The sequence below is a fragment of the Rhodococcus sp. NPDC056516 genome (genome assembly GCF_042794655.1).
In the GTDB taxonomy this organism is placed as follows: Bacteria; Actinomycetota; Actinomycetes; order Mycobacteriales; family Mycobacteriaceae; genus Rhodococcus_F.
In genome coordinates this window covers 733,808-749,378 of the sequence record NZ_JBHTTG010000003.1, presented here as the reverse complement: position 1 = coordinate 749,378, position 15,571 = coordinate 733,808, and the positions used below count along the sequence as shown (strand labels likewise).

The following is a 15,571-nucleotide window of genomic DNA, read 5'->3' as shown; positions in this document are numbered from 1 at the left end:
AAACAGGCGCTGACCTCCTCACGGAGGGCAGCGCCTGTTTCAGTCTTCATGTCACGACGTTGAAAGCTGTACGTCAGTCGTTGTAGCGTTCGCGTCCGCCACCACGGCGGTCGTCACGTCCACCGCGATCATCGCGGCCACCACGGTCGCCACGCCCACTCGGACGTCCCTGCGGCGGGCCGAAATCAGGCTGCAGTTGGATCAGAACTCCGGAGATGCGTGTGCGACGCAGAGCTTCGAGAGTCTCGTTGGAGAGATCGGCCGGCAACTCGACAATGCTGTGATCCGGGCGAATGCTGATGTGCCCGAAGTCGCTTCGACGAAGCCCGCCCTCATTGGCGATTGCACCGACGATGGCACCGGGCACGACGCGGTGACGCTTGCCGACTGCGATGCGGTACGCGGCCAATTCCTGACCCTCGGGTCCACGCGAGCGAGGAGCCGGGCCGTCGTCGAAACGGCGAGGGGGACGAGGTTCACGGGGCTCACGCTCACGACGCGGCGGTGCCGGCGGCTCGGGAGCGAGCAGGAATGCCTCACCGTCGCGCGACTGCAGCGCCAAGGCGGCAGCGATGTCGATGAGCGGAACGTCATGTTCCTGGTCGTAGTCCTCGATCATCTTGCGGAACATCGCGAGATTCTCCGATGCCAAGCTCTCGGTGATGGAGTCACCGAACTTGGTCACACGCTGGGCGTTGACGTCGTCGACACTGGGAAGCTGCATCTCCGCAAGCGGCTGACGCGTCGCCTTCTCGATGGACTTGAGCAGATGACGCTCACGCGGAGCGACGAACAGCAACGCGTCACCCTGACGACCGGCGCGGCCGGTACGACCGATGCGGTGAACGTACGACTCCGTGTCATGGGGGATGTCGTAGTTGACGACGTGGGAGATGCGATCCACGTCGAGGCCTCGAGCAGCAACGTCGGTCGCGACGAGGATGTCGAGGGCGCCGTTCTTGAGCTGACCGATGGTCCGCTCACGCTGTGCCTGCACGATGTCGCCGTTGATCGCGGCAGCCGAGTGCCCGCGGGCCCGCAGTTTCTCCGCCAGGTCTTCGGTGGCCTGCTTGGTACGGACGAAGATGATCATCGCCTCGAAAGCCTCGACCTCGAGGACTCGGGTCAGTGCATCGAGCTTGCGCTGATGAGCAACCTGAATGTAGCGCTGCGTGATGTTCGAGGCGGTCGACGTCTTGGACTTGACGGTGATCTCGACCGGATTGTTCAGGTATTGCTTCGAGATCCGGCGAATCGAGCCGGGCATCGTTGCCGAGAACAGGGCAACCTGCTTGTCGCCGGGGGTGTCGCGGAGGATGCGCTCGACGTCCTCCTGGAAACCCATCTTGAGCATCTCGTCGGCCTCGTCGAGAACGAGGTACTTGAGATTGGTCAGGTCCAGGGTGCCCTTTTCGAGATGGTCGATGACTCGACCCGGGGTGCCGACGACGACGTGCGCACCGCGGCGCAGGCCGGACAGCTGGACGCCGTAGCTCTGGCCACCGTAGATCGGCAGGACGTTGAGTCCGGGGATGTGGGCGGAGTACTTGCCGAATGCCTCGGCAACCTGAAGCGCCAGCTCACGCGTGGGAGCAAGCACCAGCGCCTGGGTCTGCTTGATCGACGTGTCGATCCGCGACAGAACGGGAACTGCGAAGGCTGCGGTCTTGCCGGTACCGGTCTGTGCGAGACCGACGACGTCCTTGCCTTCGAGCAGTGGCGGAATGGTGGCAGCCTGAATGGGCGAGGGCGACTCGTAGCCCACGTCTGACAGTGCCTTCAGTACCCGATCATCGATGTCGAGGTCGGCAAATGTTGGGGGTTCGGGGTCACGCTCAATATCACTCATTTGACCAGCAGTTTAGCGGATAGAGTATAGACACGACGACATACCGGGGGTGCATTTACGACAGATCCACCCTCCCAGCGGGTTTCGCCTAGCGTAGGAAGCATGACCGCAGCCACCACAGCCACCCCCTCCCAGACCGTTGTCGCGATTGCCCAATTCGCTCCGGGGACGGACAAGAAAGCCAACCTCGAATCACTGCGATCACTGGCTTCCGACGCAGCAGCACGGGGCGCGAAAGTTGTCGTGGCGCCGGAGTACTCGATGTTCACCGCCCCGAAGACGGACGAGCGACTGATCGAGTCCGCGGAGGCCCTGGACGGCGAATTCGGTTCGGCACTGGCGGCGGTCGCCGCGGAGTTCGGAATCTTCCTCGTGGCAGGAATGAACGAGCGAATCGACGACGTGAGCAGAATCTCCAACACCCTCGTCGCGGTGGACCCCAACGGCGAACTGGTGGCGACCTACCGCAAACTGCATCTCTACGACGCCTTCGGCTACCAGGAATCGGCCGTGATCCGCGCGGGTGACATCACCGAACCGCAGACTTTCGGGTGCGACGGCCTGACCTTCGGCCTCCAGACCTGCTACGACCTGCGCTTCCCGGAAGTCACCCGACGCATCGTCGACGTCGGCGCTGACGTCTTGCTCCTGCCCGCCCAGTGGGTGCCCGGGCCGCTCAAGGAAGACCACTGGACCACTCTCGTGCGCGCCCGGGCCATCGAGAACACGATGTACATCGCAGCGGCGGATCAGAGCGCGCGCGGCGGCGCGGGTGCCAGCATGATCGTCGACCCGATGGGCGTCGTGATGTGCTCACTGGGCGAGCAGGTCGGGGTCGCCACCGCGACTGTCACGGCCGCTCGAATCGCCGAAGTACGCGAGAAGAATCCCGCTCTCGCGCTGCGGAGGTTCACAGTCTCGTCGCGGTGACGTGCAGCGAGTAGCGTCGAATTGGTCGGGGTTCGAGCTTCTCGAGGACAAAGCAGTGGCCCAATATCGGGATCGATCTTCCGCCGGCAAATTTCTGGCCGGGCGGCTCGAGGCTCTGCGTATGGACAAGCCGGTCGTTCTCGGACTCCCACGCGGCGGAGTACCCGTCGCAGCCGAGGTTGCTGCAGCACTGAACGCACCCCTGGACATCGTGGTGGTGCGCAAGCTCGGCAGTCCGTACAACCCGGAACTCGCGATGGGCGCTATCGGCGAGGGCGGGGTGCGAGTCCTCAACCAGGACGTCATCGCAGCGGTTCGCGTCTCGAAAAGAGAACTCGCCGCCGTCGAACACGACGAACGACTCGAGTTGGAGCGGCGAGCGCGTCTCCTGCGTGAAGGACGGACCCCGGTTTCCCTCCACGGACGCACCGCGGTGATCGTCGACGACGGAATGGCGACGGGAGCGAGTGCCGCTGTTGCCTGCCGGTGTGCGCGCACCGCGGGTGCTGCCTGCGTGATCGTCGCTGTACCCGTCGCCTCCCCCGAAGCCATGAGAGTGATCGCGTGCTCGGCCGATCGCGTCATCTGCCCCTTCGTTCCTGCCCTGTTGGGCGGCGTCGGTGCTGCATTCGAGGACTTTCATCAACTCAGCGACGACGAAGTTCTGACCTTCCTCGCCTGAGCCCTGACTCTTTCTCACCTGAGCGCAGTCCAAGAAAACTATGTGAATTTGTGATGTGTGCAACATTTCGCTCCTCGGTGCCGATAGCCCAAATGGAACAAAAAGAATCAGCTTTCTGGAGGAACCGTGACCATCTCGACCGATACCGTCGACGCCGTCGCAGCTGCGTGCCGTGACCGCCTGGGCGACCCGTCCGCATGGGTTGCGTCAGACGCTTATCGACAGAGCCTCGCCCTGTGCATCATCGAATCCGTTCAGTCCACTTCGGGCCACAGCGAAGTGACCGTCGTCGATCGCTACCTCGCCTACCGGAAAGCCCGCGAAGACAAACCCGTCACGGACGGCGCACGCGAACTCCTCCGCACGTTCGAGGAAGCCGGGAGCTCGGACCAGTGGGCAGGCAAGATCGGCTCGTACAAGCGCCGCTACACGGCGACGGGCGTCCCGATCGAAGCACGTCACATCCAACAGGTCGCCGAGAAACTCCATCACTTGCGGATCAACAGCGTCGAGGACCTGCTGTCCGCTGCTGATTCCGACAACGCTCTCGATGCGGTTCACCACGCCTGGGTCGACGCCTGTGGCGACGGTTCCGAAGTGACCTGGGCGCACCTGTTGATGCTGGCCGGAATCCCCCACACTGATCTGGGCACCGCCGCCGACACCTTCATCAGCGCAACACTCGGCACCACCGAACTGCCGGGAGACACCTCGGAGATCCTTGCAGCTACTGCAGAGCAACTCGGAGTGGATCCGGACCGATTGGACTACGCGATTCGCCGCTGGTTGTCCGTGCACGGCCGCACGCTTCAGCACGTCGCCTGAGTACCTGTAAACAGCCGGTCACACTAAACTGCAGGTCAGCGCCCGACCAGTTCTACCGAATAGTAACGACAGTGCAAAATGACGACTAATGTGATGCAATGCACATCAGAAATGTCAGTAGTCACTGGAGGGGTCAATAGTGCGCGAGTTCTCAGTTCCACAGTCGTTCTCAATTCCGGAGAACGTTTCAATGGCCGACTCCGTGTTCCGTCATGCCGAAGAAGACCCCACATTCGTGCCGTTCAAGAGGCCGTCGAACGGTGGATGGGTCGACGTCACCGCAGCTGAATTCGCGAAGCAGGTCTCCGCAGTTGCCAAGGGTCTGATCGCTTCGGGTGTCGAGCTCGGCGACCGCGTCGCTATCCTGTCCGCGACTCGCTACGAGTGGGTCGTTCTCGACTACGCCATCTGGACAGCCGGCGGATGCACCGTCGCGATCTACGAGACCTCCTCCCCTGATCAGGCACAGTGGATCCTCGAGGATTCCGCGACGACGCTTCTGGTCGTCGAAACGGCCAAGCACGCGGAGACCCACAAGGAAGTTACAGACGGCGCAGAAGCCCTACGCGAAGTCCTGGTCATCGAGTCGGGTGCGATCGACGAGTTGTCCAGCCGCGGTTCCGCAATCACCGACGAAGAACTGCACACTCGTCGTCACCAGGTCACCGCAGCCTCGCCCGCGACCCTGATCTACACCTCCGGAACCACCGGACGCCCCAAGGGTGTCCAGCTGACGCACTCCAACTTCTACGCCGAGTCCAACGCCTGCCGCCTGGCGATGCCGGAGTCGATGGTCCCCGGCAAGAAAACGCTGATGTTCCTGCCGCTCGCCCACGTGTTCGCGCGAGCGATCTCGTTCGGCGCATTCGACGCCAAGGTCACCGTCGCCCACACGTCGGATCTGACGACGCTCCTCGAGCAGTTCGCCGGCTTCAAGCCCAACTTCATCCTGTCGGTGCCCCGCGTGTTCGAGAAGGTATACAACTCGGCTCGCCAGAAAGCCGTCGACGGCGGCAAGGGCAGCATCTTCGACAAGGCTGCGGCCACAGCCATCGAATACAGCGAATCCCTCGAAAAGGGTGGCCCCGGACTGGCACTCAAGCTCAAGCACGCGGTATTCGACAAGCTCGTCTACTCGAAGCTGCGCGCAGCACTGGGCGGCGAGTGCGAGCGTGCGGTCTCCGGCGGCGCAGCTCTCGGTGCGCGCCTCGGCCACTACTTCCGCGGCGTCGGCATCCCGATCTACGAGGGCTACGGACTCACCGAGACCAGCGCCGCAATCACCGTCAACACCTCGAGCGCGCAGCGCGTCGGCACCGTCGGCAAGCCGATCAACGGCCACGCCGCCCGGATCGCCGAAGACGGCGAACTCCTCCTGCAGGGCCCGGTCGTGTTCGCCGGCTACTGGCACAACGAGAAGGCCACTGCCGAATCCATCGTAGACGGCTGGTTCCACACCGGCGACCTCGGATCGATCGACAACGAGGGTTACGTCTCGATCACCGGCCGCAAGAAGGAAATCATCGTCACCGCCGGCGGTAAGAACGTCGCACCGGCAGGCCTCGAGGATTCCCTGCGTGCGCACGCTCTGATCAGCCAGTGCCTCGTGGTCGGTGACGGTCAGCCGTTCATCGGTGCACTGATCACCCTCGATCCGGAAACACTGCCCGGTTGGGTCGAGCGCAACGGCCTGCCCGCAAACACCGCGATTGCCGATCTGGTGAAGAACGCCGATCTGATCGCCGAGATCGACTCGGCCGTTGCCGACGCCAACAAGAAGGTCTCCAACCCCGAGCAGATCAAGAAGTACACGATCCTCGAGGTCGACTTCACGCAGGAGACCGGCGAATTGACGCCGACGCTCAAGCTCAAGCGCAACATCATTCACGAAGCTCACAAGACCAAGATCAGCGACTTGTACGCCTGATCCTCGTCTTTCAAGCGTCTGGCCCGGTTCGAATGCGAACCGGGCCAGACGCGTTTCAGTCTCCGGCGGAAAGAAGTTCTCTTTCGATCTCCGGAGGCAATCCGTGCACCGCACGATCCTCCCGCTGGGCCGGCAGAGTTTCCTGTTGCATCCACGCCCAGGTATCTCGCACGGTGTCTTCGACCGGACGGCATCGCAGCCCCGCCTGCCCTGCGTGCCCTGCTTGTGCCGCCTTGGCGGTGTCGGCTTCGAGGAAGCCTGCGAACTCACCCTCTTGCGGCACCCAACACGGAAGTTGTGTCCACGGCTGCGCTCCAGCGGCCGCCAGCCTGTCCTCGTCGATCCACACTAATTCCGCGCCCGAACCGGTGGCGTCCACGCACGCCTGAAGGAGCCCGGAGGTTGTGGTGTGCCCGGACGGGCTGATGACGTCATATGCCCCGCCGATCCCTGCGGCCAGTCCGGACAGGACAAAGGATGCGATGTCACGGACATCGACGTATTGAAGTGGCCTGGTCGGCACCCCGGGAGCAACGACGCGGCCTCCTGCGCCGATGCGCTGCAGCCACCACGGCAATCGCCCGATGTCCTCGTGTGGTCCGAGGATCAGCCCTGCCCTCGCGAGCAGTGCATTCGGGAACAATTCCAGGACAGCGAGTTCGGCGCCGCGTTTGGCGGACGCGTAATCGCTGCCGTCGTCGGACGTCGCGGAAGCGGCAACCACAGGTGAGCTCTCGTCGACGTGCAAGCCCCACTGGTAGACGGATCCGCTGGAAATGTATGCGTACCGTTCGACGTGACCGCGCAAGACGCGTGCATTCTCACCGACCACCCGCGGGCTACCCGACCACGTGTCGACGACGAAGTCCCATCGACGGTCACCGAGCGTCTCGGCCATCGCTCGCTGGTCGGTGCGATCAGCGAGCAGGACCTCCGCCGTAGACGGCGGTGCTCCGGTGAGCCCCCGATGGAGCACTGTCACTTCCCAGCCCCGCGCCAGAGCGTCGTCGACGAGGGCGCGGCCGAGGAACCGTGTTCCTCCGAGCATCAACAGCTTCATGACGGCCATCGTCACTCGAAAAGCGTCGTGCTGCAACACGTTCGTCTGGTAGCGCAATTCCCGGCGAGTGAGGCTCGTACGAAACGCTCAGATACCTCGTCCGGGATTGAGAATGTTCTTCGGATCGAATGCGGCCTTCACTGCAAGCATCATCTCGCGTTCGGTCTGACCGACCATGTCTGCCATGTACGGTGCTTTGAGCACGCCGATGCCGTGTTCACCGCTGATCGTTCCGCCCAACGCCAGCGCCCCGGCGACGATGTCGTCGAACGCTCCACGCGCACGATTCTGTGCTCCGACTTCGGCGGCGTCGAACACGATGGTCGGGTGGAGATTTCCGTCGGCGGCATGACCGAAGGTTCCGATCGTGACACCGTGACGCTCGGCCGCCTCACGAATGCACCCCAGCATCGACGGCAACGCGGGCACGGGCACCGCGACATCGTCGAGTAGCACCGTGCCCATCGCCTCGAGAGCGGGTAATGCCATCCGGCGAGCCGCGGTGAACTCGTCACCTTCCACCGGATCGTCGGTGTGGAAAACCTCTCTCGCCCCGACGCTTTCGCACGCTGCGGCACAGTCCGCAGCTTCGGCGGCAGCTGACCTACCGTCGCACTGGATGAGCAGCATCGCCCCGGCCGACTCGTCCAGCCCCATCTTCGTCAGGCGGTTGACCGCGCCGATGGTGACGTCGTCCATCAACTCCATCTGACACGGTTCGGCCACTGCCGACACGGCGAGGACCGCATCGATCGCGGACTCCGCGGAATCGAAAAACGCGACGACGGTGGTCGCTGCAGTGGGCGCCGTTCGCAGTCGCATCGTAGCTTCGACGATGACGGCCAACGTGCCCTCAGACCCCACGAGCAGATGTGTCAGGTCCAACCCCGCGACATTTTTGCGCGTCCGCGCACCGGTACGGATCAGACGCCCATCCGCCAGTACCGCCGTCATGGCCGCGACGTGATCGCCGGTGACACCGTACTTTGCGCAACAGATGCCGCCCGCATTTGTCGCCAGGTTGCCGCCGATACTCGAGATCGCCCGGCTTCCCGGATCAGGAACGTACCAAAGGCCCTGCTGCGCAGCAGCTTCGGCGAGGTCGCCGTTGATCACTCCGGGCTCCACCGTGGCGGTGCGCGCGGCGGGATCGATCTCCAGAATGCGATCCATGCCCGCGACGCTCAGAACGATGCATCCGTCGAGCGCGTTGGCGGCGCCGGCCAACCCGGTACCCGCCCCTCGCGTCACCACCGGAACGGAGAGTTCGTGGGCCACCGTCATGACGGCGACGACGTCGTCGACCGTCTGCGCCTTGACCAGTGCAGCAGGCTTTCCGGCCGCAGTGAGCAGTGATTGATCCCGGACGTACGCGCCCATTCGGTCGGGGTCGGTTGTGGCCCTGTCCCCCAACGCTTTCTGCAAGCGTTCGCCCAACAGATCGATACTCGTGGTCATTCCGTTCGTCCTTCGTAGAATCCGCGCACGTGGCGCTCGACCAAATCGGCAGCCTCGTCGGAGGCGCCGCGCTCGATGGCGTCGGCGATTCCCTCGTGTTCTTTCAGCAGTGCGCCGAGTGTGGCTTCCGAGTTCTCGCGCGCGTCGAGTTCGCTCAGCAAGTAGCCGGCGATGCTGTCCCGCAGAACCGTCATGACCAACCCGAACGCCTTGTTCCCGCCCGCTCCGGCGAGCGCGACGTGAAAGTCGACGTCCGCGTCGTGGAAGGCGACCGAGTCGTCGGCAAGCGTCGCGACGCGCATCCGCTCGATCGCGTCCCTGGCCTCGCCTGGAACCCCACCGACTGTGCGCAGTGCGGCGGCTTCGAGCAGCACTCGTAGTTCGACAAGATCGCCCAGGGGAACTGCACCCACCTGCAACGCCGTACTGAGGGCGGTGGCTGCGGAATCGGCCGTATGCTCGTGCGTCACCCGAGGTCTGGCAGTCGACGTAGTGTCCGCGCCGGTCAGCAATCCCTGCGCTTGCAGGACGCGAAGTGCCTCACGGACCGTCGATCGACCCACCGAGAACGTCTGTGCAAGTTCCTGTTCGGTCGGCAATGCCTCACCGACGGGAAGCGAGCCGTCGAGAATGGCAGCGCGGATTCTTCCCGACACGGCAAGGCTGAGCGGCATGCGCGACAACGGAGTCGTATCCATGCCGCGACGCTACCACCCCTTGCCTGCTTGTCTGACAAACTGTTTAATTGAGAAGATTCGTGACCCGGACCACAACAGAGAAGGTGCCGACCATGCCCGACAAGCTCGAATTGGACCCCGCAACCACCGCCGTCGTGCTCATCGAGTACCAGAACGACTTCACCACCGAAGGCGGCGTCCTCCACGAGGCCGTCGCACCTGTCATGGAATCGAACGGACTCCTCGCGAACACCGCCGCACTGGTCGATGCGGCCCGCGCGGCGGGTGTCACCGTGATGCACGCACCGATCACCTTCGCCGAGGGGTACAACGAAATCACCTCGCATCCGTACGGAATCCTCAAGGGCGTCGTCGACGGCAAGGCTTTCGTGAAGGGTTCGTGGGGCGCCGCGATCGTCGACGACCTCACCCCGAAGGACGGCGACATCGTCATCGAGGGCAAGCGTGGACTCGACACATTTGCCAGCACCAACCTCGATTTCATTCTGCGCAGCAAAGGAATTCGCACGATCATTCTCGGCGGTTTCCTGACCAACTGCTGCGTCGAATCGACCATGCGCACCGGATACGAGAACGGCTATCGGGTCATCACTCTCACCGATTGTGTAGCCGGAACTTCGGTCGCCGAACACGAGAACGCGATCACTTACGACTATCCGATGTTCTCGCATCCCGTCACGTCGAACGAGGTGCTTGACGCGCTCTCCTGAGAGGCCTATCTGGAATGCGCGAGAAGGAATTCACGGCTGACGTTGGTGACGCTGGCGTGAACCTTCTCGTGCAACAGGTCGTGACCGGCGTCCTCGAACTCGCGCATCTCGACGTTGCGCAGCGTCCGGGCCCAGTCTCGGACCGGATCGACCGGCGCGATCCGGTCGTCGGTGCCGTGGACGACCAACACCGGAATCCCGGCTTCGGAGAGTTCCGCCCACCCGTGTTGCTCGACCGCACTGCGCGGGATGCCGCACAGCACTGCGGAGGCAAAATCGTGATCGCGATGAGCCAGCATCGTCAGCGCCGTCACCGCACCCAAGGAATGGCCCATCACCGCCTGCGGGACTTCGGGCAATTCCGCCAGAGCGATGTCAGCGAGCGCGGCTGCGTCGGCAGCAAGATCCGACAGCGGAGCGCCTACCCCCGGGTCCCCCTCCGACAAGCCGTGCCCCGTGTGATCGATCGCCCACACGTCTATCCCCGACGCCGCCATAGCGCCAGCGAAGCGGTGATACTGCCCGCTGTGCTGACCGAGACCGTGCAGAAAGACCAATGACACCGTGGGCACCACACCCCCTGCCGCCGGCCAATGCCGAAAGTGCACCTGACCGGTTCGTCCGTCGAAGAAAGGCATGATCGTCATTCTGCACTCCGCGACCGGTATCCGCGGCGCGTGGGCGATTACTGGTGGGTTGCCTTGTCGGTGAGCGATGGCACAATCGCCCTGTGTTCCTACTCGATGATCAGATCGTCTACAGCGCCAGCGACCTCTCGGCTGCGGCCTCGTGCGAGTTCGCACTGCTGCGGCAACTCGACGCCCGTACCGGTCTGATCGCGGCCGAGGCCGCCGAGGCGGATCCGATGCTCGAGCGAACGTCGAGCCTCGGCGACTCGCACGAGCGCGAACAGCTTCAGAAGTTCATCGATCAACACGGTGACGGCGTCGTCGTCATGCCGCGGCCGGAACACTCACGCGCGGGGTTGACCGCCGCCACCCTGTCCACCGTCGAGGCCGCCCGATCCGGTGCGCCCGTCATCTATCAGGGAACCTTCTTCGACGGCCGATTCCTCGGTTTCTGCGATTTCCTCGTCCGTGAGGGCGACACGTACGCCGTCTACGACAGCAAACTCTCCCGGCATGCCAAGGTGTCGGCGCTCCTCCAACTCGCCGCGTACGCAGACGCGTTGGAGCGCAATGCAATCGCCGCCTCCGATCAGGTTCATCTACTGCTCGGAGACGGCAGCACGTCGTCACACGACATCGGAGACATCGCACCGGTGTTCGCGGCGCGCAGAGCTGAACTCGAACGAGTCCTCGACGAGCACCGCGCCGAAGGAAAACCAACCCAGTGGCTCGACGATCGGTACCTGCGTTGCGGCCGCTGCGACACTTGCAGCGTCGAGGTCGAAAGCCATCGGGACCTCCTGCTGGTTGCGGGTGTCCGCGGCAATCAGCGCGAACAACTGATCGTCTCGGGGATCACGACAATCGACGAACTTGCCTCGAGCACTGGCGCAGTTGAGGGAATTCGCCGGGAAACCCTCGACAAACTCCGTGCGCAGGCAGCCGTTCAACTACGCCAGGAACAATCCGGCGACGCCGAATTCGAGGTCTACGAGCCCTCGGCGCTCGGCGGTCTACCCGTCCCCGACGACGGCGACATCTTCTTCGACTTCGAGGGCGATCCACTCTGGGCCGAGGACGGATCCACCGACTGGGGATTGGAGTACCTGTTCGGCGTGGTCGAAGGGCCGGCGGACAACTATGTGTTCAAGCCGTTCTGGGCACACGACCGCGAGGGTGAGCGCCAAGCGCTCCTCGACTTCCTCGACTACGTCACCGCGCGCCGTGAAGCCCACCCCGGCATGCACATCTACCACTACGCCGCGTACGAGAAATCGGCGCTGTTGCGCTTGGCCGCACGTCACGGTGTCGGCGAGCAGACAGTGGACACGCTGCTCAGCGAGAACGTGCTCGTCGACCTGTATCCGATCGTCCGCGCGTGCCTGCGGATCGGACAACGCTCGTACAGCATCAAGAAACTCGAGCCGCTCTACATGGGTGAGCACGGCCGCGACGGTGACGTGACCAACGCCGCCGCCTCGGTCGTCGCTTATGCCGACTACTGCGAATTGCGCGACGGCGGACAAGCCGACCAGGCCAGGGAACTTCTTCAGGGCATCTCCGACTACAACGAGTACGACTGCGAATCCACTCTCCGCCTGCGTGATTGGCTCGCCGAGCGCGCCGCAGAACATGGTGTCGAACTTCGTGAGCCGACCGGACAGATCAAGATTCCACTCGAAGAACTCACCGAATCGGAAATCGCACTCCGCGACTTCGCCGGCCACAAGGCCGGTTCGACACGCACCCCCGATCAGCAGGCTGCTGCTCTATTGGCCGCAGCAGTCGGTTACCACAATCGCGAACGGAAGCCGTACTGGTGGGCCCACTTCGACCGATTGGTCACACCGATCGAAGACCTCGTGGACATCCGCGACGTCATGGTGGTCGAGCAGTCCGAAATCGAAGCGGACTGGCACAAGAGCACCCCGCGGCAGAAGAAGTTTCGTCGCCACATCCAGTTGACCGGAAGTTTCGGCACCGGAACGTCTTTGAGCCCGGGCAGTGATCTTTTCGCGCTCTACGCAACCCCCTCCCCGGATGCCGTTGCAAGCGAGAACCCCACCCAGCGCGGCACCAGCAGCGTCAAGGTCACCGCCGTCGTCAAGTCCGAAGGGCTCGACGTGGTCACCGTGGAAGAACTGCTCAGCGGTGACGAATACATCGATTCCCCGGTCGCGTTGGCACCTGGTCGTCCGATTCCCACCGGACGTATGGAGAAGTCCATCGCCGCTGCCGCGTCCGGCGCCAGTGAGAGCCTGCCCGAACTGCCACACATCGCGGCAGTCGACATTCTCAGGCGCAGCACCCCGAGAACCCTCTCGGGTTCACCGCTGCCACCTGTCGGCGCCGACAACAACTACGCCGACGCCATCACCGCCGCACTTCTCGACCTCGACGATTCCTACGTGGCGGTGCAAGGTCCTCCCGGTACGGGCAAAACCTACACGGGCGCTCGCGTCGTCAAGACACTGATCGAACAACACCATTGGCGAATCGGCGTGGTGGCACAATCACATTCGGTGGTAGAGAACATGCTCGGCGGCATTCTGAAGGCCGGCGTGGACCCCGCACTGGTCGCAAAGAAGGGTAGCCGCAGCAAGACCGCGGAATGGCAGGACATCGCGTCCGAGGAATACGCCGGTTTCATCGCCGAAGCGGAAGGCGTCGGCTGCGTCATCGGCGGCACTGCATGGGACTTCGCGAACACCGATCGTGTTCCCGCCGGCAGTTTGGACTTGCTCGTGGTCGACGAGGCAGGTCAATTCGCGCTGGCCAACACGATTGCCGTCGCGATCTCCGCGCGAAACCTGTTGCTACTGGGCGATCCACAGCAACTGCCGCAGGTCAGCCAAGGCACGCACCCCGAACCTGTCGACGAATCGGCACTCGGTTGGCTCGCCGAGGGACACGGTGCACTGCCACCCCAACTCGGCTACTTCCTCGAGAAAACGTGGCGGATGCACCCTGATCTGTGCGCCCCCGTGTCTGCACTGTCGTACGAGGGCAAACTCCACTCCCAGGAAACCGTCAGTGCAGCAAGGAAACTCGACGGACTCGCCGCCGGAGTGCACACGGTGTACGTCGATCACCGCGGCAATTCCACGTACTCTCCGGAAGAGTCGCAGGAGATCGTTCGCCAGATCCAGGAACTTCTCGGTACACCGTGGACCGACCCCAGCGAGTTCGAGGGAACCAGGCCGCTGGAGCAGTCGGACATTCTCGTGGTCGCGGCGTACAACGCCCAGGTGGGCACCGTCGAGCGCGATCTCACCGAGGCCGGTCTCACGGAGGTTGAGGTCGGCACCGTCGACAAGTTCCAAGGACGCGAGGCCGCGGTGGCAATCGTGTCGATGGCTGCCTCCGCCGTCGAGGACGTCCCGCGAGGAATGTCGTTCCTGCTGTCGCGGAACCGCCTCAACGTTGCTGTCTCACGCGGCAAGTGGTGCGCGATCATCGTCCGATCGCACGCATTGACGCAGTACATGCCGAGCACGCCCGCGGGATTGGTGGAACTGGGCGCGTTCATGAGGCTGACGAGCTAGCCGAAGCCTGCCTTACCCGAAACACTGCCCTACCCGAAACACTGTCCTTCACCGCGGTAGGTGGGAACCGAGGTTCGGGTGCCGTCGGCTTCGACCACGTACACGCGGTCGAAACGCTCGCACAACTCGCCGGCCTTGGCGTGCCGGAACCACACGCGGTCGCCGATCGCGATGTTTCCGGCTTCCTTTCCCGTGACCGGGGTCTGAACTTCGCCTGCCCCTTCGTTGCGGAGCAGTTTGAGACCGGCAGGCCAAATCGGCGACGGAACGCGGGTGGCTCCCGCAGGTCCCGACGCGATGTATCCGCCGCCGAACAGGGTCGTGACGGACGGAGTCGGCTTGCGCACTGCCGACAGAGCGAAGAACAGCGCAGGATCGGGCCGGAAGGCGCGGTAGCGGTCGAACAGGGTCGGTACATACAACCCGGAGCCTGCTGTTACCTCGGTCACCACAGGATCGGCCGAGCTGACCTCCAGCGACCCCGTGCCGCCGCTGTTGACGATCTCGAGTCCACCCACGGCATCGGTGACGGCCGCGACCACAGCGCCCCTTCTGGACGCCAATTCGCGCGCAGAGGCTTTCTTGACCCAACCGATCGGAGCACTGGTGTCAGGAAGGCCGGCAATCTGAGCTTCGTAGAACATCACTCCTACGACGGAGAATCCGCGTTGGCGCGCACGCGCCGCGAGTGCGGCGACCGCGGCAGGTTCGCGCAGCGGTGAGCGTCGTACGCCCAGATGGATCGGGCCGATTCGCAGCGACGCGTCGACGTCGAGGCACACCCGGACAGGCGCATCCCCCGTCGACGCCGAACGAATGAGATCCAACTGTGCATCGTCGTCGATCATCAAGGTGATCGATTCGAGAGCGGTGTCGTCGGCAGCGAGATCCGCGATGGCGCCGCGATCGGCGGTCGGGTATCCCATCAGGATGTCCCGTGCGCCCAACCCGACCAGCCACAAAGCCTCGCGCAATGAGTACGCCATGATTCCGCGGAATCCGCCGGACGCGGTCAGTGTGTCGCCGAGAGTTTCAGCCAGAACCGTCCGACAACGAACCGATTTGCTCGCCACTCGCACCGGCGTTCCACCGGCGCGGCGCACCAGGTCGGCTGCATTACTGCGCAGTGTGGTCAGATCCAGAGCGGCCAGAGGCGGGTCGAGTTCTCGCGTGGCAGCAGTGAGTCGATCGAGGGTCCGGGTCACAGATGATCCAATCGTCGCGGCGTGCGACCAGTCAATCACCAATACTGGACGTA

12 protein-coding genes are annotated in these 15,571 nt (G+C 63.7%); 6 read left to right on the top strand and 6 right to left on the bottom strand.

The genetic code is table 11. The features are described from left to right. Positions 1-73: 73 nt before the first annotated feature. Positions 74-1,849: a DEAD/DEAH box helicase gene (locus ACFQ6Y_RS12840; RefSeq protein WP_230817450.1), complete on the bottom strand. Its 1,776-nt coding sequence runs from the start codon at positions 1,847-1,849 to the stop codon at positions 74-76. Between the two features lie 102 nt (positions 1,850-1,951). Between ACFQ6Y_RS12840 and ACFQ6Y_RS12835 the strand changes: the two genes are divergently transcribed. From ACFQ6Y_RS12835 to ACFQ6Y_RS12820, 4 genes are all read left to right on the top strand, one after another. After that, positions 1,952-2,779, top strand: a complete 828-nt coding sequence (locus tag ACFQ6Y_RS12835; RefSeq protein ID WP_378632746.1) for a carbon-nitrogen hydrolase family protein — start codon at positions 1,952-1,954, stop codon at positions 2,777-2,779. 55 nt (positions 2,780-2,834) lie between these two features. After that, positions 2,835-3,461, top strand: coding sequence for a phosphoribosyltransferase (locus tag ACFQ6Y_RS12830; RefSeq protein ID WP_378632743.1), 627 nt, complete (start codon positions 2,835-2,837; stop codon positions 3,459-3,461). Between the two features lie 126 nt (positions 3,462-3,587). Continuing rightward, positions 3,588-4,286 (top strand): hypothetical protein, encoded by a 699-nt coding sequence (locus ACFQ6Y_RS12825; RefSeq protein ID WP_058228429.1) that lies wholly within the window; start codon positions 3,588-3,590, stop codon positions 4,284-4,286. 139 nt (positions 4,287-4,425) lie between these two features. Continuing rightward, complete coding sequence (locus tag ACFQ6Y_RS12820) at positions 4,426-6,213, top strand: AMP-dependent synthetase/ligase (protein WP_378449081.1); 1,788 nt, start codon at positions 4,426-4,428, stop codon at positions 6,211-6,213. A gap of 55 nt (positions 6,214-6,268) precedes the next feature. Here the strand turns inward: ACFQ6Y_RS12820 and ACFQ6Y_RS12815 are convergent, their stop codons facing one another. The 3 genes from ACFQ6Y_RS12815 to ACFQ6Y_RS12805 form a co-directional block, all read right to left on the bottom strand. Further along, complete coding sequence (locus ACFQ6Y_RS12815; protein ID WP_378632739.1) at positions 6,269-7,273, bottom strand: NAD-dependent epimerase/dehydratase family protein; 1,005 nt, start codon at positions 7,271-7,273, stop codon at positions 6,269-6,271. Between the two features lie 87 nt (positions 7,274-7,360). Further along, on the bottom strand, positions 7,361-8,731 hold the full coding sequence (locus ACFQ6Y_RS12810) for an FAD-binding oxidoreductase (RefSeq protein ID WP_378632735.1): 1,371 nt from the start codon (positions 8,729-8,731) through the stop codon (positions 7,361-7,363). Further along, entirely contained in the window at positions 8,728-9,429 is a 702-nt protein-coding gene (locus ACFQ6Y_RS12805; RefSeq protein ID WP_378449079.1) for a FadR/GntR family transcriptional regulator, read from the bottom strand. The genes ACFQ6Y_RS12810 and ACFQ6Y_RS12805 overlap by 4 nt, the downstream gene beginning before the upstream one ends. Before the next feature lie 92 nt (positions 9,430-9,521). Here ACFQ6Y_RS12805 and ACFQ6Y_RS12800 point away from each other — a divergent pair, with 92 nt between their 5' ends. Then, on the top strand, positions 9,522-10,139 hold the full coding sequence (locus tag ACFQ6Y_RS12800; RefSeq protein WP_378632731.1) for a cysteine hydrolase family protein: 618 nt from the start codon (positions 9,522-9,524) through the stop codon (positions 10,137-10,139). A 5-nt stretch (positions 10,140-10,144) separates the two neighbouring features. On the opposite strand, the gene ACFQ6Y_RS12795 is transcribed toward ACFQ6Y_RS12800, so the two are convergent. Continuing rightward, positions 10,145-10,786 carry an alpha/beta hydrolase gene (locus ACFQ6Y_RS12795; RefSeq protein WP_378632725.1) on the bottom strand — a complete coding sequence of 214 codons (642 nt, stop codon included), beginning with the start codon at positions 10,784-10,786 and terminating at the stop codon, positions 10,145-10,147. A gap of 83 nt (positions 10,787-10,869) precedes the next feature. Here ACFQ6Y_RS12795 and ACFQ6Y_RS12790 point away from each other — a divergent pair, with 83 nt between their 5' ends. Then, positions 10,870-14,313, top strand: coding sequence for a TM0106 family RecB-like putative nuclease (locus ACFQ6Y_RS12790; RefSeq protein WP_378632721.1), 3,444 nt, complete (start codon positions 10,870-10,872; stop codon positions 14,311-14,313). A gap of 29 nt (positions 14,314-14,342) precedes the next feature. Here the strand turns inward: ACFQ6Y_RS12790 and ACFQ6Y_RS12785 are convergent, their stop codons facing one another. After that, complete coding sequence (locus ACFQ6Y_RS12785) at positions 14,343-15,518, bottom strand: amino acid deaminase/aldolase (RefSeq protein WP_378632717.1); 1,176 nt, start codon at positions 15,516-15,518, stop codon at positions 14,343-14,345. Positions 15,519-15,571: the final 53 nt, after the last annotated feature.